This window comes from Mesorhizobium sp. L-2-11 (assembly GCF_016756595.1).
Lineage (GTDB): Bacteria > Pseudomonadota > Alphaproteobacteria > Rhizobiales > Rhizobiaceae > Mesorhizobium.
Genome location: NZ_AP023257.1, coordinates 6,201,718 through 6,221,959, shown reverse-complemented (window position 1 = coordinate 6,221,959; position 20,242 = coordinate 6,201,718). Strand labels below are relative to the sequence as shown.

The following is a 20,242-nucleotide window of genomic DNA, read 5'->3' as shown; positions in this document are numbered from 1 at the left end:
GCAGTGCGTTGTTCAGCCGAGTCGAGACGATCATGAGCAAATATAAAGATCATCGTGAGCCACGCCGGCATCGTCATGACGATGACCCGGTTTCTTTTGCGGAACGGCCTTCCGAGCCAAGCTACTTTCAGCGTTCGTCGACCCTAGCCGCATCCGCTGTCGACGCCGAAGTGATCTGGTTCAACACCAGCAAGGGTTTTGGCTTTGTCAAACTGCCAGAGGGCATCGAGGCCTATCTGCACATCCGAGTGCTGGAGGCGGCCGGGAGCCGCGGTGTTTCCGAGGGAACGCGTCTCAAGGTCACAACGGAAGAAAGTCCAAGAGGTCATCAGGTCGCGCAAGTGCTGGAGATAGGCGGTCAGACCGCAAAACCTCAGCTACATACGCGTCGCACTGGAGAGTCCACCGCCGGGACGAGTGCCCAGGTGGAGAGCGAGGGCACGGTCAAGTGGTACAATCCCCAAAAGGGCTTCGGCTTCATTGCTCCTGAAAACGGTGAGAAGGACATCTTCGTTCATGCCACCGCGCTGACCCGCTCAGGACTGAGCATGCTGATGGAGGGTCAGAAGGTTTTTGTCCAATGCGGGCAGGGCAAGAAAGGCCCGGAAGTTCGGAGCATTCGCCTCGCTTAGAGCCAAATGCGTTGGCCTACCGAAATCGTCCCTCAGACAAAGAAAAAGCCCGCTACCGGGAGGAGGTGGCAGCGGGCTCGATTTAGAATGAGGCACGGGAGGAGGTGCGCCCCATTCAGGGTCGGCACCACATCTGGGAGGAGTAGATGGCCGACACCATGATCATACCGATAGCCCCGGATATTGCAATGCACAAATGTTATCTCGCGAGTGCGAAATCATGCCGGGCCCGCTTCGTCGGGCCTGAAAAAGTGCGGTCAGGCTGCGGCTTTCTTGCGGGGACGCTTGGCAGGTGCCGGCGTTCCCGGTTCCTTCGGCTTGCGGCCCAGACCCATCGTCTTGGCCAATGCCGAGCGCGCCGCAGCGTAATTCGGCGCCACCATGGGATAGTCCGCCGGCAGCTCCCATTTCGCGCGATATTCGTCGGGCGTAAGGCCATAGTGGGTAGCCAGGTGACGCTTGAGCGACTTGAACTTCTTACCGTCCTCAAGGCTGAAAATGTAATCGGGTGTAACCGATTTTCTGATCGGTACGGCAGGCTTGAGAGCTTCTGACTTTTCTGGTGCGGCACCACCAGCAGTGCCTTTCAATGCGATGTGTATCTGGCCGATAAGCCCAGGCAGTTCACCGACGGGAACCGGATTGTTCGAAACATAGGCTGAGACGACATGGGCGGTGAGTTCGATGAGGTTGTCGGCTTTGCTCTCGGTTTCGTCGGTCATGAAAACGCTCCTGCGGAATTAGACTAGCCGGTTATGAATCACTTCATAGCTTAATAGTGACGACCGCCTTTGATGGCAACCACGCCATTGCATGATGTGTTGGCGGATCGCTGCACGCCCGGTCGCCGTCACGGATCTTCCTCTTGAACCGTCATCGCCCTGACAACACATTGTGCCAGGGTCGCCGTGTCGATGCGGCGCCTCTTCACCGCAAATTGGCTATTTAGAAAGTTGGGAGAAACCAATGAACGCTAAGGCTTTCAGCAGCCCCCTTTTTGTGAAGCGCGCAACGCACATCATCCAAGAGATTGCTGGCCTTGCGGATGCAATCGATTTTCTCAACGAATGGCCGGAAGACCGCAGAGACCTGATCCACGAAGCCGCCCTGAGGGCATGCTACGATGCATACGATGGGCGCAAGCCGGTAAGCACGGCGCGCAATGCCTTTTTCGGCTTTGCGAAGCGGGTCGCCATCTTGGAAGATTCAACCTCCGCGATGCAGTGGATCGCCGCCTGCAGATCGGGCAGTGGAAAAGTGCAGGTGTAGATTTCGACGACATGTTTGAGACTGGCGCGAGCCGCGTCGAATAGTGCAGTATGCACAGGTTTCACGGTTAGACCACGCGAATGAGAAGCAGTTCCTCACCACCAACTGCAAAACCGCAGATCGCACGCAAGCTGACCATGCCAGACGCAGCTCATGGCGATCGCTTGCCCGCCAATGGCCAGGCTCATTGGCGCGATGCAGCGGTCGCGTTCGGCTGAGTAAAGAAATGCGGCCCGCGCTGTTTGCCGAGTAGTGGCTGTGGAGGAGGGGATGACCGGGTTGATCAGATTTGAGAGGCCAGTCGTAGTTCAGCTTAGCCGCCGCGGCTCGGAGCGTGTCGTGTTCGACGTCAACGACGCGGCCGCTATCTTGCTCCGGGATCTGCATCATGAGACCGATAAACGCAGGATAGCGATGGACACCTGTCTGCAGGTGTTACGCGGTAAGACCCATCCACCAGCTGCTCGACGAGCTTTTGTCGCAGCCGCGCTCGAAGCACGCATTCTGCGCAGTGATTGAGATCTGGGACGCCGCTCGTGAATTTCGGCCATCTGCACATCGCTATTGGGCGCGGTCCGAACACCCCTGCCGGCTCCGCCAGGAGCAAGCCAACACCGCACTTTCCGCGGCGGCTTTCCTGGTCCGGCGCCTGATCTTCCACCATCGAAGCACAAGGGTCCGCCAGCCAGCTGCGGCCGCTCGGCTTCGCCGTCGCGGTGATGGTGATTGCAGCCAGAGGCAGACGGAGCCATCGAGCGGGAATTGGCCCGCTGCAGATGGTGGAGCGTCGATGCCGCCTCAAAAGTCTCCGGAAGTACCGTATGAACCTTGCCCCAGCTTGGCCCTGCATCCGATCTCCCGCAACACGCTCCGCGGACCGGCGCCGCGTGATCGCTGATGCTTCTCCCGATGGTCGGGACCGGGGGGTTCGGCGACCAAGGTCGGGGAGACGATAGTGACACTGGATGATCCCAATACGGAATAATCCGAAACTGGCTGGCGGTGAGCCGTCTCGTTTCTGGCCGGCTCATTTGAGGCCAAGCCTCCTTCGATCGCCAGCCAACGGCGGCGTCTGGAAAGCTGACTTCGACGCGCCGTAACAAGGGCCGCGGCCAGGCCAAGCTTGCCGAGGCGCTTCGTCACCGGCAGCGCGATTGCCTTGGGCGCGCCGGATAGACTCCCCCAAGGATGCCCGGTGTGTGGCGTTGCCGCTCACCGCCGGCGAGTGTCACCGAGCCCTACGCCGTCTGCGCTTTTTCCCGAATTGCGCGTGCCGCAGCCACCATGTTCATCAGGGCAGGGCGGACCTCCTCCCATCTGCGTGTTTTGAGACCGCAGTCGGGATTCACCCACAATTGGCCATCCAGCAATCGATCGCGAGCAAGCATGATGAGGTTGGAAATCTCGCCCACTTCCGGGACCCGCGGCGAGTGAATGTCATAGACGCCGGGACCGATCTCGTTCGGATACTTGAAGGTTCGCAGCGTATCGAGCAGTTCCATCTGCGAGCGCGAGGTTTCAATGGAGATCACATCGGCATCCATTGCAGCAATCGCGTCCACGATGTCGCCGAACTCGGAGTAGCACATATGGGTGTGAATCTGGGTCGCATCGCCAACCGCCGTTGAAGCCAGCCGGAAGCATTCGACGGCCCAGTCGAGATAGGTTTCCCAGTCGGCCTCACGAAGCGGCAAGCCCTCGCGCAGTGCGGCTTCGTCGATCTGGATCATCTTGGCGCCGGCCTTTTCGAGGTCGCTCACTTCATCGCGAATGGCGAGCGCGACTTGGCGGCAGACGGCTGAGCGCGGAAGGTCGTCTCGGACGAAGGACCAGTTGAGGATCGTCACCGGGCCGGTAAGCATGCCCTTCACCGGCTTTGGCGTCAGCGACTGGGCGTATCGCCACCAGTGTAGTGTCATCGGATTTTGTCGCGACACATCGCCAATGATGATCGGGGGTCGCACAAAGCGCGAGCCATAGCTCTGCACCCACCCATGCTGCGTGAAGGCAAAGCCGCGGAGCTGCTCGGCGAAATACTGCACCATATCGTTGCGCTCGAATTCGCCGTGGACCAGCACGTCGAGTCCGATCTCTTCTTGCCAGCGAACGGCGGCTTCTATCTCTTTTTTCAGGAAGGCCTCATAGTCGACGTAACTCAGCTCGCCCTTGGCATGGGCTGCCCGCGCCTTGCGAACCTCGGCTGTTTGCGGGAAGGAGCCGATCGTCGTGGTGGGGAAGGATGGCAAGCCAAACGTGTCGCCCTGAAGCTTGGAGCGCACGTCGAATGCGCTCTTCCGGCGCGTCATGCCGACCTTGATGCTGGCGACCCGTCCTTCGACGAGCGGATCATGCACCTTAGCGGATGTCGCGCGAACGGCGGCAGCCTCAGCCGACGCCTCTAGTTCGGCGGCGACCGCGTCCCGGCCTTCAGCCAGGGCACGGGCGAGCACGACCAGCTCGTCGGTTTTTTGCGCCGCGAAGGCGAGCCACGATTTCACGTCCGCATCGAGTGCCGTCTCCATGTCCAGGTCGATCGGCACATGCAGCATCGAGCAGGACGGGGCGATCTCCACGCGGTCCAACGGCCAGCCGGCGACGATCGGCTTGATGCGGTCAAGTATGGCAGGCAGGTTCGCGCGCCAGACGTTGCGGCCGTCGATCAGTCCGAGCGACAGGACAAGTTCCTTTTGCGCGAGCCGGCCGACGGTCTCCAACTGCTCTGGAGCGCGCACGAGATCGACGTGCAGTCCCGCCACGGGCAGAGAAGTTGCGGTCTCGAGATTGTCTCCCAGCGATCCGAAATAGGTAGCGACCATGATCTTCAACTCCGGTGCTGCTTTTGACAGCCGGCAGTAGGCGAATTGGAGCGCATCCCGTTCATTGGGAACCAGATCGACCACGAGCGCCGGCTCATCGATCTGCACCCAATCGGCTCCCGCGAGCTTCAGCCTCCGCAGGAGCTCCTCGTAGACGGGCAGCAGCCGTGGCAGGAGCGCGATAGGGTTGAAACCTTCCTCAGGTGACTTCGCCAACTTGAGAAAGGTAACCGGTCCAAGCAGGACCGGGCGCGTGTGGATGCCGAGCGCCTTGGCCTCGAGGAAATGATCGACCGGTTTCGCCGACGAGAGGGCAAAGCTCTGATCGTCGGTAAGTTCCGGCACAATGTAGTGATAGTTGGTGTCGAACCATTTGGTCATTTCCATCGCGGCAAGGCCATGCCCGTTGGCCGCATGCTCGTCACCGGCATGTCCGCAATCAGCGGCCTGATCTTGGTTGCCGCGCGCCATGGCGAAATAGGTATCGAGTGGGACCTCGCCGTCAGTCCAGGTGTATCGTGCCGGCACGGCGCCGACCATGGCGACGGTGTCGAGCACATGGTCATAAAGCGAGAAATCGTTGGACGGGATTTTCGACACGCCGCGATCGTGCTGCTCCCTCCAGCTGGCGGCGCGTAGCGCCTTCGCCGTCGCGAGCAGGTCGGCAGCGGGAGATTTTCCGGACCAGTAGCTTTCAAGCGCGAATTTGAGTTCCCGCCGTCGACCGATACGCGGCACGCCGAGCGTTGCCACTGGAATTTGTTGAGAGACAGTCATGCCATACCCCGATGGTTGGGGCGTGGGGACAAGGAACGCGCGAGCAGGCGGCACGAAGCCAGGCTACCGCGGCCACCGAGACACCCCGCCCGTGGACGTTGTTCGTCGTGGCAGGTCTCCTGGCTCGCGGGTCAAAGCCTCTGCCCGTCTTCCCGAGGCCGTTCGCCTCAGTGACACCAATGGGCTTGGCTCGCCGCTAACAGTTGCGGGGGCAGCGCCGGCATCGCACCGGCTTCCCTCTTAGCTCCGCTACAGCAGTGCCGCGCGGAGAACCACGACATGCGCACAATCACAGCAGCTTCGCTCCTTGTCAATACATATAACGAGATGTTTATGTGATGATGCGAATAATGCCCTTGCGCTGATCGGTCTCTTTCGCCCAAAGCCGCTTACGATGCCGCCTCTTATCAGTGCAGGCTCGGAGAGATCCTTGTCCCCATCGGCGACGCCGGATGAGATCGAGGTCGCCGGGCTCAAAGGGCGTAAAGTCGGGCCAGGTCGTCACGGTCAGCCGGGAATCCCGGTACTTGTTCCCGCTCGGCTTCGCTCAGCGTGCTTGCGCACTCGCCCATCAGCACGCTGATAACCATGTCCGGAAGCGGAAAGGAGAGGTGGCGCCTCAGGTCGGCGGACTGGGGCTGGGCCGCCAGCGTCTCGAACAACTGCGCGGCGATCGCCTCGACCTGCTGCGCGAGCAGCTTCACCCTGCGATTGCTGAAGGCCGGCGCCACGATCGTGCGTAACCGGGCATGCTCGCCCCCCTCGTGCGAGACAAGCCACCCCGGCGAACCGAGAATCACCGAATCCGGGGTGAATGCCGCACTCTCTAAGCGACGGAAGGGCGGAAGCTGACCGGCAGGCGCTGCGGGCAGCGAATGACGTAAGACGGCATGTAGACGACGTCCTCCGCAGCGATGGTCAGCGCCAGATCCTCCAGCCGCCCGAATAGCGCGGGGAAGGCGCAGCGCAATTCCAGGCGCGCCAGCGCAGCGCCCAGGCAGGAATGCGGCCCCTCGCCGAATGACAAATGCGGGTTGTGCCGCCGGGTGACATCGAACCTGTTGGCGCCGGGACCGAAGGCCTTTTCGTCCCGGTTCGCCGCATGGAACGCCATCAGGACGGCATCGCCGCGGCGGACCAGGCATCCGTCGATCTCCACGTCCTGGGTGGCATAGCGGAACGGCAGATTGGCCGCTGAGCTGCCCCAGCGCAGGATCTCCTCGATCGCCTGTGACCACGGAACTTGGCCGCTGCGCACCAAGTGCAGTTGCTGCGGATGCGTCAGCAATGCCAGCACGCCATTGCCGATGACGCCGGCGGTGGTCACGAAGCCCGCAGAGAGCACCATGAACAGCATGTCGATGAGCTCGGTGTCGGAAACGAGCTCGCCTTTGTCACGCGCGACGATCAGGGCCGAAGCCAGATCATCGCCGAGCTGGCCCCGCTTGAGCGCGATCAGGCGACGGAAGAACTCCGGGATGCGCTGCCGCGTCTGTCGCACCTCTTCGGCTGTGGCGGAGGTGTTGGCCAGGCTGTAGGTGAGCGCGACGATCTCTTCGCGCTGTTCGTCCGGCAAACCGAACAGTTCGGCGATCACGTTGGTGGGCAGCGGAGCGGCGAACTCGCTCATCAGATCGGCACTGCCGCCGCGCTGCGCCATCTCGGCCAGGAGTCGATCGACGCATTGTTCGACCCGTGGCGCCAGCAAGGCGATACGACTGGGCGCGAAGCTGCTGGACAGCAGGCCGCGCAAGCGCCGGTGATCGGCGCCGTGCGCCGTGGTCATGTTGTCCACTTTGCATATCCCGATCAGCGAATGATCCTCGGGAATCTCGCCGTCCTGCAGCGCCCCCCACTGTCGCCAGTCCTTGTTGAAACGCTGGTCGGAAAGCATCTGCCTGAGCGTCTGGTGACGGGCTGCCGCCCAGGTCACCACATCGCCCGGCAGCGACACTCGCGCCATCCCCCCCTGCCGCAGAATCGCAGAAGAAAGACGATCAAGTTGCGTGGGAGCGGCCGGCACACCGATCACGTCGCAATGATCGCTTTCTACGCGCATGCCAACAACTCCTTTAAGAACCATCGCGGGTCCACTTCTCGGCACGGAAGATCCGCGCGCGGACTTCGAAAAGTGCCCCGTGCTTCGTCCTCAGAAGCGGTAGGTGAGACCTGCGCCTATCAACCAGGGATCGAGCTTGGCCTTGCCCGTGAGCTTGGCGCCGGCGACAGTGACGTCGAAGTCGGGCTTGAGGAAAAGCTTCTTCACGTCGAAGTTGACGCCCCAGTGCCGGTCCACCATGTAGTCGAATCCGACCTGCAGCGCGGCGCCGAATGTGTTCTTGACCTTGAGATCATCGGCGCTGCCGACTTGCTGATGATAGAAGATCGTATAGTTCACGCCGGCGCCGATATAGGGCTCGAAGGCGCCGAAATCGGTAAAATGATACTGCAATGTGAGCGTGGGCGGCAGCAGCCAAACCTTGCCGACCTCGCCCAGCCCGCCGATCGCACCTTGGCCATCGATGTTGGCATAGGTGGTGCCGAGTATGAGTTCGGCGGCGATGTTGTCCGTGAAGAAATATGAGATATCGAGTTCCGGCGTCACGGTGTTCGAATACGAAAGACCGGAGCCGGGCACCGCATTGACATAGCCCGAATCCTCGGTGATCACCCCCAACGCACGCAGGCGGATCTGCCAGGGGCTTGGCGCTTCCGCGACGCAGGCTTCTGCCTGCGGGACGCTCGCGGCTTGATGAACATCTGCCGCGCCGGCCTGTCCCGCAACGATGAGGACGACAGCCGCTGTCATTGCCCGCGCCACGCCAATTCGCGCTCTCGCCATACTTTTCTCTCCTTGATCTTCAGAAGCGACGCACTGCGCCTTGATTGAATCCTGCTCGCATCAATCGAGATTGACGGAGCGCTCATGCGGGATAGCCCCCGCATGTGTCGTGCCAAATGAGAAAATCGTTGCAGAACAATGCGGTCACTCCGATAGCGCTGTGTCTGATGTCCGACTTCGTCGAAGATCCGACAATGAGTGCAGCCGTAGCCGCCCCTGGTAGCCGTTCGTCAACATCGGCCGGCAGTTCGTTGGCACGCTCGTCCTCGGCTTCGAGTTTTGGCGTATTCTGCGTTCAGCGCCTTGATCGGCGCCTGCTGCTTCGCCGTCAGGCCGGGGAACGTTCCAGCCAGTTGGCGCAGTCCGTGGGCATGTCCGTAAGGCGTCTCGACCGCGACCGATATGGGCGGGAAATCCTTTGGCAGCATGCGCGCCCGGTCTTGGCCGCGCCCGGCAGGAACGGTTTATCCGCGACCATTCCTCATGCGTCAGATCGGAGGGGATAGCGCTTGGTCTTCTTCTTGATATCGGCCACACGGCCACGCGTCGCTCGGGTCCACATCCCAAGCTTGAAACACGATTAATCCCGCCAATCCGCTGCCCGCCCTGCAGCAGGCCCCTCTTCGGGCGGCAATTAATCCTGCTTCGGTTTGAAATTCGCGACGTGTGCACGATATCGTTGTGACGACCGACCTGGATTGATCATCAAGTGGCCGATACCGCCGTAGAATGCGACGAAAAGGCGCGCGGCCGTTCTGAACCTCCGGGCCGACCGCCGCGCAATCGTGCGGTGATGAAGCACTCCGATGTCCTTGGCGGGCTCGATTACCTGGCGGCGGACTATCACCGGCAGGATTTCTCCAAGCATGTCCACAACGAGTATCTGATCGGGCTGATCGAGCGAGGCGTCCATGATGTTTGGTGCCGAGGTGAGGTTTGGCACGCCGGTAGCGGCACCGTCGCGACCTTCGCGCCCGGGGAACCGCATTTCGGGGGTGCTGGTGACGATCTTGGCTGGAGCCAGAAGATCTTTTACATGCCCGAAGTCCTTATCCGGCAAGTCCTTGAGGACAGCGGCCAAAACGAACCCGGAACGATCGACTTCAAAAGCCCGTTCCAGGAGAATGCCCCAGTTGCACACGGCCTCAGCGCGTTTTGGCGCCTGCTTGAACATGGGCATAGCTCGGCACTGGAGATCGAGGAGTATCTGATCCGTTTCCTGCCCCACGTCTTCGCAGAGGCCGGCGGGTCGCGCGTTGCTGAGCGAAAATTGGTACCGCCGAGGTTCCGCGACGTGCGTGACTTCATCCATGCCCACTTTGACGAAGTTCTGCAGCTCGCCGCCCTGGCCGCCCTGGCCGGATGCTCCAAGGCGACGTTGATCGATGGCTTCAAGGCGCATTTCGGGTTGCCCCCCACCCGCTACCTCATCCAGGTCCGCATCGACGAGGCGCGACGGCTGCTGAGGCGAGGCCAGCACGTCGCCGAGGTCGCCGTCGCGGTAGGGTTCGCGGACCAGAGCCACCTGACCCGGCACTTCAAGGCGGTGCTGGGGGTGACGCCGGCGCGTTACCTCTCGGTTTGAATATCGTTCAATAAAGCGCGCGGCGAACCGTCTAGCTTGGACGCTCAATGGATGAAAGAGCGTCAAGACGATGAGCGACAGCAAGCAGACCCGCCCCCGCGGCTTCACCAGCGACAACATCGCCGGCGTCTCCCCCGAGGTGATCGCAGCCATCACCGCGTGCGCGTCGGGTCAGGCGCTTCCCTACGGCAACGATGAGCTGACGCATACCGTCGAGCGCCAGCTCGCCGAGGTGTTCGAGCATGCGGTCGACGTGTTCCTCGTTTCGACGGGGTCGGCGGCAAACGCGCTGGCGCTCGCGGCGATTACGCAGCCATGGGGCAGCATCCTCTCGCACGCCGACGCACACATCAACCGGGACGAGTGCGGCGCGCCGGAGTTCTACACCGCCGGTGCGAAGTTGGTGCAGCTTCCAGGCGAGGCTGGCAAAATCGACATCGACGCCTTGGCGGCCAATGCAACGCGCATGGTGGGCGATATCCACTCGGTCCAGCCCTCCAGCGTCAGCATCACGCAGGCGACCGAGATGGGATCGGTCTACGCGCTCGACGAGATCAAGGCGATCGGACATATCTGCCGGTCAGCGAACCTGGCGCTCCACATGGACGGTGCTCGCTTCGCCAACGCCCTCGTCACTCTGCGCTGCTCGCCAGCCGAGATGACGTGGAAGGCCGGCGTCGACCTTGTGTCATTTGGCGCCACCAAGAATGGAACGTTTGGGGTCGATGCGGTCGTCTCGTTCCGCGGAGATCTCGCGAGCACGATAGCCTTTCGCCGAAAGCGTGCCGGCCAGTTGAGTTCCAAGATGCGCTTCATGGCGGCGCAAATGGACGGTTATCTGAGGGAAGGTGTCTGGCTTCGCAACGCGGTCCATGCCAATGCGATGGCATCGGCGCTCGCGCAGGGGTTGGCCCTGGTGCCAGGCGTGAAAATCCAGCAGCGTCCCGAGGCCAATATACTGTTCTGCCGACTTCCCACGTCCCTGATCCGGGGGCTGCTCGACATGGGATTCCGCTTCTACCATGATCGCTGGGAGCCCGGGATCGTGAGGTTCGTCACCTCTTTCGCGACGACCGGGGCCGACGTGTCCGACTTGATCGGCGCGGCGACCAGCCTCTGCGCACCGGTCGGCTCGGCTCGTGTTCCGGCTGGCGCCGAATGAGTGTGGCGACCGTCGAGCGCTCTCGCCGCCCGTCACGGATGTCCTCTTTGCTCGACTGCATTGTCCTAGCGTTCTGGCCGCACGGGCATCTCAAGGCTGTATCTTTTGTCTCAGGCCCTTTTAGACTTGCAGCTTCATCCCACCTCGGCAAGGCGGCTTCACCGTGCGGTGACGAAGTAACCATGTTGATTTGCTGTAAGAAGGTCCCCTATCTGCGCAATCCACCTCAAGTCATCCGGAATCCTATTGCTTGTAATATTTATTTTGCAATTTTTTATCATATTTTTGATGAAAAATGCTGTTCACTCGTCCGAGTTACTTAAAAGAGTGAGTCGGATCTGCGCTGATGACAGCATGCATCGGAATTTCGACCACTAGCAGGAGAAAATATGCCTTCCATATCTACGCGCCGCGCCAACGCAACGGACGCAGGGACGGTCGTCCGTTTTATTCACGCGCTACTCGATGAACTCACTGGCGGGAAAGCGCCCGCGCCCGACGACGTGAGACAAAGCGCGCAGATAATGCTTGCCGACGCTGGCGTGGTCGCAGTGATCGCAACTGCAGATGACGAGCCGGTCGGCATCATGGTGCTGAATGAATGCACGGCGATCTATGCAGGCGGTAAGTTCGGCTATATTTCGGAGCTGTATGTTCGACCCGAAAAGCGCTCCAAAGGGATTGCCCCTCAACTGCTTGAGGTCGCCTCGCGGGAAGGCCGTGCGCGTGGTTGGAAGCGACTTGAGCTTGCAGCGCCCAGGCAACCAAAATGGAAGCGCACGCTCGATTTCTACCTGCGCAACGGGTTCGAGGAACTCGGCCCTCGGCTCTTTCGGATTATCTAGACTAGAGAGTTTGCTATGGGCTGCTCAAAGCAACCTGCACGATTCTCAGCGGATTGAGGTCCGGCGTGGTCGCTGCCTGCCGCTGCAATCGTACCAGCATCGTCATCGCAAATGTGTGCCTCGGATAATGCAGGGGTTCCCGTCACGCCGGCTGCCCGGAACGCATCGGCAAAAACCGCCGTTAATCGGGTCACGCTAACGGCGTTTCCTTGAGTGTTGAGGAACAGAGCCGAGGGCGGCAATTTTGCCAACCTACAGGGGCGCTGCATAGACGACCGCACGTGACGTGCACCCGGCACGCTGCGTATAGCCGAATGGCGGATGATTCCCATGAGGGTAGTCCTATGAAATTGTACGCGAAAGTCTTTGGTGGAGCGGCAGCGTTGCTCGCTGCCTGGCCGGCGATGGCCAGCGACGCGGTGGCGAGCGAACCGGCGCCCTACAATCCCAATTTCTCTTTCGTTGGCGGCGTCGGCGTCATCGACATCGAGGCCAACGAGCTGGTCTATCAGGCTCCCGGCAGCGGCTCGAAGCTGAGCCACCTTATCTGGGAAGGCACCTCTGCGGTCATTTCAGCCGAGATGACGGCGCGCAGCGAGGCCGGCTGGACCGCCAAGCTTTCCAGCCAGATCGCCTTCAGCGGCGACAGCTACATGGAAGACTATGACTGGAACCCGTCATTCTCGACCAATGATGGCTGGAACGACTGGAGCAACCGTTCGCGCCATTCCGACACCGATCTTGATTACTTCTATTCGGCAACCGTCGCGCTCGGCCACGATTTCCAGTTCAGTGACCAGCTGCTGATCAACGTCAACGGTGGTTTCAAGTACACCTCGGTCAAGTGGACTGCCTATGGCGGCTCCTATGTCTACAGCGTTGCCGGCTTCCGGGATTCGGTTGGCGGCTTCCCAGGAGACGCAAAGGCCATCAGCTACCAGCAGAAATTGCCGGTCGCCTTCGCCGGCATCGATGCGACCTATGTCCAGGATCGCTGGAACTTCGGCTTTGCGCTGAAGGGCGGCACGACCTTCTCGGCCGGCGCTACCGATCATCACTGGATGCGTGACCTGCGCTTCGAGGATGATTTCGAATTGGCGCCGGTTCTGATGGTCGGCGGCAGCGTCGGCTACCAGTACAACGAGCGGACCAGCTTCTTCGTCTCCGGTTCCTACGAAAAGGTGTTCACCGCTCGCGGCGACTACAACACCTATGACATTGCGACCGGCGCAGAGACTGGCGGCGAAGACGACTGGATCGGCGGCGATTTTGCCGCGGCGACAGTGATGGTCGGCATCAAGACCTCGTTCTGATTGAACGAGTGCGACCGGAACGCCAAACCGATGTCCGCACGGCGCAGAAATCTGACGCGCCCGCGCGCCTGACGGCGCGTGCCGGGTGCTCGTGAACCGAGCCCGCTTTTTCTTCGCCAGGCTCAGGCGGTCTCGGCCATCCGGCTTCGCCCCCTGGCGCGGGCAGCCTGTCGGCTGCTGACGGTCGCCGCCCTGCCGGCCGGCGCGGTTTGTCTGTTGGCCTTTCCCGGCGGCGCGGGGTGGGCGGCACTCCCTTCTAGGCCCGCCGCGGCGTCCCGCAACCCTTCGCTTGCGCTTCGGGTCCTCCTCTTCGTTCCGGTCCTTCGGATGCGGTCCGCCTCCGACGGCGGGCCTTTCCGGTCGCGTCTCGCCGCCCACCCCACTTGCGGGGAAAGGCGCGGGATTGAAGAGCGGAGGACCAGACGATGCGTGCAAAACACCAGCGTTCCGGCAGCCGAGAGGCTGGCGCGGGCAGGGGCGGGCGCTCGGGCGCCAGCCTTTATCAGGAGATCACGGACCGCATCATTGCCGAACTGGAGCGCGGCACCGTGCCATGGGTCAAGCCATGGGGCAGCGCAAAGGCCGACCTCGGCCTGCCCAGCAACGCGGCCACCGGGCGCCGCTATTCCGGCATCAACATCCTCATCCTGTGGGGCGCCGTCATCGAGCGCAGCTATCCCGGCCAGAACTGGCTGACCTTCCTGCAGGCGCTTGCCCTTGGCGGCAATGTCAGGAAGGGCGAGCGCGGCACAACAATCGTGCATGCCGACCGCTTTGTCCCAAAGGGCGAGCAGGAGCGCGCCAGGACAGACGGCGACGAGCCGCAGGCGGTGCCGTACTTGAAGCGCTTCACCGTCTTCAACGTCGCGCAGTGCGACGGCCTGCCCGAGCACCTTTATGGCAACGCCGAACCGCTGCCCGAACGCGAGATCATCCCGCAGGCCGAGGCGCTTATTCGAGGAAGCGGCGCGGATTTCCGCATCGGCGGCGATCGCGCGTTCTACATGCCGGGGACCGACTCCATTCAGGTGCCGCCGCAGCCGGCATTCTTTCAGCAGATCGACTATTACCGCACCTGCTTCCACGAGTTAGGTTTCATCGCAAGTGTCCTTCTTGCTTCAGCACCTGCAGCAGGGAGGGCATGACGATGGCTTCTCTGAACCGAGCAGATGTTTATGCCCGCATCACTGAAGAGATTATCGCTGCCATCGAAGCCGGTGCTGGCGAGTATGTGATGCCCTGGCATCATGATGGAACAGCCACTGCCCGGCCGACCAATATTGCATCCGGCAAGGCCTACCGTGGCGTGAACACACTTGCCTTGTGGGTCGCGGCGCATAGCGCTGGATATCCTGCCGGCCTCTGGGGAACGTATCGCCAATGGCAGGCCCTTGGTGCCCAGGTGCGCAAAGGTGAGAGATCCACAACCGTCGTCTTCTGGGGGCAGATCGGCGGCAAGACTTATGAGGATGATGATTCCAATGATGGTGAGCGTCGGCGTCTATTCGCCCGCGGCTATTCGGTGTTCAACTGCGCCCAGGTCGATGGTTATGAGCCAGAACCGGCGGTTGCCCGCTCGGAAGAAGAACGTATCGCACACGCTGATGCTTTCTATGCGAACCTTGGGATCAGCACCGTATATGGAGGCAACGAAGCCTACTATTTGCCTTCGGCTGATCGGGTGCATATGCCAGTTTTCAGCTCATTCCGCGACGTCGCGTCTCATTACAGCGTGCTTTTCCATGAAGGTCTTCACGCGTCAGGAGTAAAACACAGACTCGACCGCGATCTATCCGGACGGTTCGGCTCCGAAGCCTATGCCATGGAGGAGATAATTGCTGACGCTGGAGCAGCCATGGTTCTCGCCGATCTATCGATATCGGCACGGCCAAGGCCGGATCACGCCGCCTATATCTCCAGTTGGTTGAAGGTCCTTCGCGCCGATACCTCCGCCATCTTCACGGCCTCAAGCAAGGCTCAGGCCGCTGTCGACTGGATGCATGCGCAACAGCCCTGCCAGCAGATCAGCGCGGTAGCGGCCTGACAGGCAACGCAGCGGCAGGCGCCAATGGCGCCCGCCGCTGCGAGGATGCCAGTTTGTCCTCCGCCGTCCTCGCCCGGTGAAGGAGTGCTAGATTTTCGCTCGCCAGCTTCCGCTTTTCTTCGCTGTGCCGGCGGGCTTCGGAACGGAGCTGTGCAATCTCAACCTCCATTTCCGTCACCCGGGCCGCGAGGTCTTTGGAAGGACCTGGTGCCTGTACGGCGGCCTCGATCTCATCGAGGATGTCGCGATGTGTCGTGTAGAGCGGATTTCGGCTTTTCCCCGCTTCACGCGCGACCGAAGCGGGACTGATCCTCACGATGCGCCCCTGATGATCCGGATGGCGGCCCTCGCCACGAACCAGTCGAGCCAGCGCCGCACGATAAGCGCGCGCCGCAGACAAGGCGGAAGGCGAGCGTGGGTCATCCATCATGTTCTCCGATCCTGATCAGGACATTGTCGCATTGTTCGATTGCCTCGGTGAGAACCGCGACCGTCATTTCGTTGGCGGCAGGGAGCAACACCTGGTTCCTCGTCCGACGGTCCTGCCAATAAGGCGCATGCTGCGGCTCGATCACCATGTTCGCGCAGCCCAGGCAGACAGATGGACTCCGGCCGGCCTCGCTGGGTGCTATTTCACCTCCACAACGACTGGTCTCCTGCTGGAACACACACCAGCCGTAATCGCAGGCGTGGATGCGCAGGTCCGTTTCGGCGAGGACAAACTCGATGTAATCCTGACGGACCTGCTCGCCGGCGCGTCCCCGGAACCGGGCGTTGCCCGCGACAATGCGCTCGCCCATGCGCCCGGCAAGTCGATCGCTGACCAGCATTCGTTCCAATGCCGTGGCTGTTTCCGCCCGGTTTTCATGATCGACGAGTTGCCGGAGATCGAAGTCGCTGCCGACATAACCACGCGCGGTCATCGCGACCGATGCGTGTTTGTAATGCCCCGCAAGGCCAAGAAGTTGCGACCGGTCCTTTCGCGCGATAAAGCGCGCAAACGTCTTGCGGAACTGGTGGCTGCTGAATGCCCAAGGCTTTCCCTCGTGCATGGGCACGCCAACATGTCGGGCAAAATCGTTGATCCGCCAGCCGATATGCATCTGGGTGACCGGGACGATCTCGCCGTACTGGGTATTTTTGACGAGGAAGAGTTCTCGCCTTCCGGACGCTTTACGCAACGGTGCACTCAGCTGCTCAAGTAGGCTGACCGCCTTCACCACGGGGTCAGGAGCAATCCAGCGCTCCAGTCGTCCGCCATGCTGGTCGACGGTCTTGAACAACCGCGCGACAATGTAGGCTTGATCGACGCCGGTATCCCCGATGGGGTGGAACTCGATGGCACCGACCTCGGTCGAGAGGATTTCGCTCACGCGCATGCCGACGAAGCCGGCAATGATGATATAGCAGGCCTCCGCGAGATGCGTGGCAGCGTGGCGGACCGCATACGCGCCGGACAGTGCTTCGCCCGCAGGGCCTTTCAGATCGGCACGCCGCAATGCCTTGCGTACATGGTAGGAAGCTTGCCTTTTTGCCCCTTGGGTCAGTCCGAACGCCCGTGCCTCGCGTCGGATCGTCTCTGCTTTCACGATCGTTGGACCATGGTCCTCCACCCATTGCAGAGCGGTATTCAGCAAGGAGATCGCAATGGCATCGGGAATGAACGGGATCGCACCGCGCGTCGCGGGCGTCAGGCCTGCCGCCTCATAGGTCGTCTCCTGCGGCAGAGGATCGATCAACGGGGCATCATCAAGCTTGGTTCGCTGTCGATAGAGATCCTTCAGCACCACCATGTAGTTGACGATGGTGTTCGCCGTGATGGGCTTTCCCCGGTATCCCACTCGTGTCAGCAGCCAGGCTCGCAGCCGCTCCACGGCCGCGGCATCAATGCTGCTGAACGTCTCCAGTCCGTCGAGCACCATCCACCGGATCATGGTTTTCAGGGTGATGGCTTTGCCATGCACCGACGTTGGTGACAGCCGCTTGCGACCGGCTGGTGGATTCACGGTCATCGACCATAAGAACTGCTTCGCGGTTTCATGGAGAGCACGCCACGCGTCTTCACTGATGACAGCTCCCTCCGGCAAGGCGATCGTCCAGCTCATTTTGTTCTGGTCGGCGCGCCGGCCGGCGGTCCGGATGTCGAGCAACCATTCATCATCGCCGAACCGGCTCCATTGCGAGAGCGGTGCTTCGGACCACTCGGCGAGAACAGGTTTTCGAGCACGTCGCGCCTTCATTCGATCACCGGCAGAGCTGGTGCCGCTTCCATGGACGCGGCCAAGTGAAGCTCCGGCGAGAAGCGCGGCAGGATGTCGTGCTCGAGGATTTCCAGTTTCGGCGCGTAGAGGAGCCGCCAGCGGTCCGGAGCCAGCGCTTGACGTGCCGCGACAAGGGCATCTCGCGTCGACAGCAACCGGATTAGAACACCAGGATCGAGAGGAATCACCGCGTTCGGGCAGGTGAAGCAGCCCAGCCAGGCCGTGCATAGACGGCCAGTTTTCTGGCCTTCCCCGACGCCCGCGAGTGGATCCTTGCAGATGAAGCCGGCAGCCGTGGCATATTCGGCCTGGACTGTCGCTACGTCGGCATCACGTTCGTCATCAGCCTCATCGTGGGGGCTGCGAATGGCTTCGACGAAGCGTAATTGCAGATCACCGATAATGCGCTCCTGGGCCTTTCGCACGATCGGCCGATCGATATAGCGCTGCGTTGTATCCGGCGTGGCGTGATTGGCGAGGATCTGGGTCTTCAGGATATCGTGCCCGAGCGTTTCATGCGCGAGAGTGAGCCCCGTAGTTCGCAGCGCGGCCAGGGTGAGCGCGAGCGGCGCGCCTTTTTCGTCAACAAGGCCGTGACGTTGGGCGAACAATCTGACGTGCTTACTCATCAAGTAGTCGGGGATCAGCTTGATCGCACGCGTGCCGTTTATGCTCGCGACCAGAAAGAGCCGCTCGCGATCATGCGCCGGAACATGGGGCATCAATAACGCCGTCATTTCCACTACCTGATCGATGAGGTGAGGCACCGACAAACTTTTGTCACGCAGGAAGCTTCGCCGCTGCACTCGGTTTGAGCGGCCCTTCGACCACGTCATGACTTCCCGGCCATCTAAAAGCAGATGATCGCTCATGCAGTCCCGTCGAAGTTCTCGGAGGGCCTCGGGGTTCGCGTAGCTCTGCGCCCCGATGGCGATCATGTATGGAATCAGCGTTTCGGGCAGGGTGTGAAGATAGCTCGCGAGCTTCTGGTTCCCGCCATGCTTAAGCGAGGCGAAGTGAAGCCGCCATCGACCAGCACCGCGCTCCAGCGTCACGTTCTGGGGAGGAACCAACCCGCCGTAATGCTCGACGATGACAGCGAGCATCACACCGAGATCATCAAGGTCGAGCCGACTGAGATCCCGTTCCCGCGCGATAGCCTCGCGGTCGACCTGGGAGAGCAGGGTTTTCCCAGCCTGGAAGGTCGACCAGATTGCTTCTATGTCTTTGCGAGCCGCGGAGAGGATCGCTTCCATCTCAGACCGGCTCAGCGCCTCGCGGGGACGCGTCTCTGCATTCTTGCGAGGAAAGGCGTTGAACGGGATTTCCAGATCGGTGGCGACGAGCTCAGGCCGATTGCGCTTCAGCCAGCGAACCATCTGTTTGAGCACGGACCAGGTGCCATGGCGAGAACTCTTGGTCCACGGTTTGGTATCGAGCCACGCAATAAAAGCTCGTAGCGTTGTTGTATCGACATCCCGCATCGATGTGATGGCGGGATTTTGCTCACCAAGGAACACAAACCAACGGCGAAGCGCATGGAACGCTCCCTCGCGCGTGGCCGGACTGTGACCGGCATGGTGGTTGCGGAAGGCAAGCGCGATTTCGGCAGCGACTCTTGGTGTCATTCCATAGATCGAGAAGTCGAAGCTTTTTTCCAGTCGACCGTTGGGATCAAGGAAGTTGACCACCAGCGAAGTAGGCTCGCCAGCGAGCGGTATAGGCGATGGATCGAGCCGATAATCTTTGCGTTGCCGCTTCATTGTAGAAGAGCCCCGTAAAGTTCGTCGACAGAGGATTCCACCAGTGTCAGATCTGTCGCCAGCACGCGCAGATAGATTGCCGTCGTAGAAAGATCGGCATGTCCTAACACCACCTGGAGGGTGAGAAGTGGATTGAGCTCCGGCTCGTCTTGCGCCCGCCGTTGCAAGAACCGGAGCATCGCTGTCGCAAAGGTATGTCGCAGCGCATGGAAGCTTGCCGTCACACCTGCTGTCCCGGCCGCGGCGGCGAACATTGCACCGACACGGCGAGCACTGATTCCGCGACCGGCTTCCGTCAGGAAGACAGCATCTGGTTCCGCGTAGTCGGCGTGCCGCAATTTGGCTCGTCGAACGATGACCGCTCGCTCTTCGCGCGCATAGGCGAGCGTGCGATCGATCAGGGACAATGGCGGATAAACCGTCCGCGTTTTGCCCCCTTTCGTGGCTTCGATTCTGACGACGACCAGAGCATCCAGACTGGATCGTGGAAGTGACCGCAGTCTCAATCCGGCTACCTCCATCCGGCGCATGCCGGTTGTGACAGCCCATTCGATTATCAAACGGTCGCGAGACCCCAGGCCAGCCATCACGCGTCGCAACGCGACCGGCGACAGCGGTTTTGGCAGCGCCGAGGTTTGCCGGATAGTCAGTTCATTGGCGAGCTGTCGCCCGCCGGTGGCATCAACATGAGTGAGGAATCCCTGCGGCTGACGTCGCGACAGCGCAAGTTCGCTCGTGTTGAACGGTGCAGTATCAGTGAGACCCGCAGCAACACACCATCGATAGAACAAAGCCAATGTTCTGAGGCGACCATTGACGGTGCTGCGGGCATAGGCCCGTCCGGTGTGATCGCTGGGTCGAAAGAGCGTAAGCGCGTAGGCGTCCCCACGTAGCGTGCAGGCGGTTGATCGCTCATTTTCAGCATGAATCATG

The 20,242-nt window shown here is 61.2% G+C and carries 16 protein-coding genes, 2 pseudogenes and 1 riboswitch; of the genes and pseudogenes, 9 read left to right on the top strand and 9 right to left on the bottom strand.

Going from position 1 to position 20,242, the window contains the following annotated elements:
* The first annotated feature begins 32 nt into the window (after nt 1–32).
* A complete protein-coding gene (locus JG739_RS36110) occupies nt 33–632 on the top strand; it encodes a cold-shock protein (RefSeq protein ID WP_202364488.1) in 600 nt (199 codons plus the stop codon).
* A 257-nt stretch (nt 633–889) separates the two neighbouring features.
* Here JG739_RS36110 and JG739_RS29590 read toward each other — a convergent pair whose 3' ends face one another.
* Nucleotides 890–1,354, bottom strand: coding sequence for a MucR family transcriptional regulator (locus JG739_RS29590; protein ID WP_027056411.1), 465 nt, complete (start codon nt 1,352–1,354; stop codon nt 890–892).
* A gap of 244 nt (nt 1,355–1,598) precedes the next feature.
* On the opposite strand from JG739_RS29590, the gene JG739_RS29585 reads away from it, so the two are divergent.
* Together JG739_RS29585 and JG739_RS29580 are read left to right on the top strand one after the other, a co-directional pair.
* Complete coding sequence (locus JG739_RS29585) at nt 1,599–1,901, top strand: DUF982 domain-containing protein (protein ID WP_202364487.1); 303 nt, start codon at nt 1,599–1,601, stop codon at nt 1,899–1,901.
* Between the two features lie 339 nt (nt 1,902–2,240).
* Complete coding sequence (locus tag JG739_RS29580) at nt 2,241–2,420, top strand: DUF982 domain-containing protein (protein ID WP_244742469.1); 180 nt, start codon at nt 2,241–2,243, stop codon at nt 2,418–2,420.
* Nucleotides 2,421–3,139: 719 nt separating this feature from the next.
* Here JG739_RS29580 and metE read toward each other — a convergent pair.
* The 4 genes and pseudogenes from metE to JG739_RS29560 form a co-directional block, all read right to left on the bottom strand.
* A complete protein-coding gene (gene metE / locus JG739_RS29575) occupies nt 3,140–5,470 on the bottom strand; it encodes a 5-methyltetrahydropteroyltriglutamate--homocysteine S-methyltransferase (protein ID WP_202367698.1) in 2,331 nt (776 codons plus the stop codon).
* A 116-nt stretch (nt 5,471–5,586) separates the two neighbouring features.
* A riboswitch (cobalamin riboswitch) is annotated at nt 5,587–5,786 on the bottom strand.
* Nucleotides 5,787–6,060: 274 nt separating this feature from the next.
* A pseudogene (locus JG739_RS29570) lies at nt 6,061–6,315 on the bottom strand (cytochrome P450); the annotation flags it as partial.
* Nucleotides 6,316–6,320: 5 nt separating this feature from the next.
* Nucleotides 6,321–7,553 carry a cytochrome P450 family protein gene (locus tag JG739_RS29565; RefSeq protein WP_202364486.1) on the bottom strand — a complete coding sequence of 411 codons (1,233 nt, stop codon included), beginning with the start codon at nt 7,551–7,553 and terminating at the stop codon, nt 6,321–6,323.
* Between the two features lie 90 nt (nt 7,554–7,643).
* Nucleotides 7,644–8,303, bottom strand: coding sequence for an OmpW/AlkL family protein (locus JG739_RS29560; protein ID WP_446720579.1), 660 nt, complete (start codon nt 8,301–8,303; stop codon nt 7,644–7,646).
* Nucleotides 8,304–9,045: 742 nt separating this feature from the next.
* Here JG739_RS29560 and JG739_RS29555 point away from each other — a divergent pair.
* From JG739_RS29555 to JG739_RS29530, 6 genes and pseudogenes are all read left to right on the top strand, one after another.
* A complete protein-coding gene (locus JG739_RS29555) occupies nt 9,046–9,921 on the top strand; it encodes an AraC family transcriptional regulator (RefSeq protein WP_202364484.1) in 876 nt (291 codons plus the stop codon).
* A gap of 70 nt (nt 9,922–9,991) precedes the next feature.
* On the top strand, nt 9,992–11,083 hold the full coding sequence (locus JG739_RS29550; protein WP_202364483.1) for a threonine aldolase family protein: 1,092 nt from the start codon (nt 9,992–9,994) through the stop codon (nt 11,081–11,083).
* Nucleotides 11,084–11,607: 524 nt separating this feature from the next.
* Nucleotides 11,608–11,928 (top strand): GNAT family N-acetyltransferase, encoded by a 321-nt coding sequence (locus JG739_RS29545; protein WP_244749625.1) that lies wholly within the window; start codon nt 11,608–11,610, stop codon nt 11,926–11,928.
* A gap of 344 nt (nt 11,929–12,272) precedes the next feature.
* The gene (locus JG739_RS29540; protein WP_202364481.1) at nt 12,273–13,241 is read left to right on the top strand and encodes an omptin family outer membrane protease; all 969 of its coding nucleotides are present in this window, start codon (nt 12,273–12,275) and stop codon (nt 13,239–13,241) included.
* 425 nt (nt 13,242–13,666) lie between these two features.
* Nucleotides 13,667–14,335: pseudogene (locus tag JG739_RS29535) on the top strand (ArdC family protein); the annotation flags it as partial.
* A 47-nt stretch (nt 14,336–14,382) separates the two neighbouring features.
* Entirely contained in the window at nt 14,383–15,285 is a 903-nt protein-coding gene (locus JG739_RS29530) for an ArdC family protein (protein WP_199202493.1), read from the top strand.
* Here JG739_RS29530 and JG739_RS29525 read toward each other — a convergent pair.
* The 4 genes from JG739_RS29525 to JG739_RS29510 are packed head-to-tail and all read right to left on the bottom strand — an operon-like array spanning nt 15,266 to nt 20,241.
* Nucleotides 15,266–15,715, bottom strand: a complete 450-nt coding sequence (locus JG739_RS29525) for a hypothetical protein (protein WP_199202492.1) — start codon at nt 15,713–15,715, stop codon at nt 15,266–15,268. The genes JG739_RS29530 and JG739_RS29525 overlap by 20 nt on opposite strands.
* Nucleotides 15,705–17,525: a hypothetical protein gene (locus tag JG739_RS29520; RefSeq protein ID WP_199202491.1), complete on the bottom strand. Its 1,821-nt coding sequence runs from the start codon at nt 17,523–17,525 to the stop codon at nt 15,705–15,707. The genes JG739_RS29525 and JG739_RS29520 overlap by 11 nt, the downstream gene beginning before the upstream one ends.
* Nucleotides 17,522–19,309, bottom strand: coding sequence for a site-specific integrase (locus tag JG739_RS29515; protein WP_244749624.1), 1,788 nt, complete (start codon nt 19,307–19,309; stop codon nt 17,522–17,524). The genes JG739_RS29520 and JG739_RS29515 overlap by 4 nt, the downstream gene beginning before the upstream one ends.
* Nucleotides 19,306–20,241 (bottom strand): tyrosine-type recombinase/integrase, encoded by a 936-nt coding sequence (locus JG739_RS29510; protein ID WP_244749623.1) that lies wholly within the window; start codon nt 20,239–20,241, stop codon nt 19,306–19,308. Before JG739_RS29510 ends, JG739_RS29515 begins: the two co-directional genes overlap by 4 nt.
* Between the last annotated feature and the right edge of the window lies 1 nt (nt 20,242).